This window comes from Massilia consociata (assembly GCF_042432755.1).
Lineage (GTDB): Bacteria > Pseudomonadota > Gammaproteobacteria > Burkholderiales > Burkholderiaceae_D > Telluria > Telluria consociata.
In genome coordinates this window covers 1-766 of record NZ_JBHLWP010000056.1, presented here as the reverse complement: position 1 = coordinate 766, position 766 = coordinate 1, and the positions used below count along the sequence as shown (strand labels likewise).

Here is a 766-nt window from a genome sequence, read left to right as displayed (position 1 = left end):
GTACAAGACGTGGAACAGGCGCTTCAAATAGTGGCTTGGTACAAGCAGCGCTGGCAGATCGAACAGCTGTTTCGAACGCTCAAGCGACAGGGCCTTGGACTGGAATCGAGCCAGCTGGAAGAGTCTGGCGAACTGCTGAAGCTTACAAGCATCGCTACATTGGCAGCCGTGCGCACGCTCCAACTAGTCAGTGCACGCGACAACGACACTGGGCAACCAGCAAGCGATGCGTTTGACGACGATGAGATCGACGTGCTGAGCAAGCTGCAAGAAAAATTCCAGGGCAAGACCGCCAAACTGAAAAACCCATTTGCCTTGCGCAGCATGGCTTGGGTAGCGTGGATCATTGCCCGGCTGGGTGCTGGAAGGGCAGCCCTAGCGAAACCAAGGCTGGCCCTATTACCATGCTGCACGGCCTCCAGCGGTTCAACGGAGTGATGCAGGGGTGGAGACTTGCAAAGATGTGGGGCTAGGTTAGGGCGCAGGCCGGGATCCAATTCCGTAACGCGCCGATTGCGCTTCGCGGATGCGGCCGAGGTCTGCGCGTAAAATTGGGTTCCGGCCTGCGGCGGAACGACGGTTTGAAGGTGAGACCATTCAACCGATAACGCCGCATTCTGAAGGCCACCTTTAACCCCCAAATCGGCATAGGGGGCGGCCCTGAGGGCCGCTCCCCTGCCACACCACCCGGCATGCGGGTCCGCACCGGGCGGTTCGAGTAGTTGAGGTCAAGACAGGCGGGGTACGCCCAGTCGGTCGAAGTAGC

1 protein-coding gene is annotated in these 766 nt (G+C 59.5%); it reads left to right on the top strand.

The genetic code is table 11. The features are described from left to right. Nucleotides 1–438: transposase (locus tag ACFFJK_RS22910; RefSeq protein WP_379681962.1), on the top strand; the 438-nt coding region annotated here is incomplete at its 5' end. Between the last annotated feature and the right edge of the window lie 328 nt (nucleotides 439–766).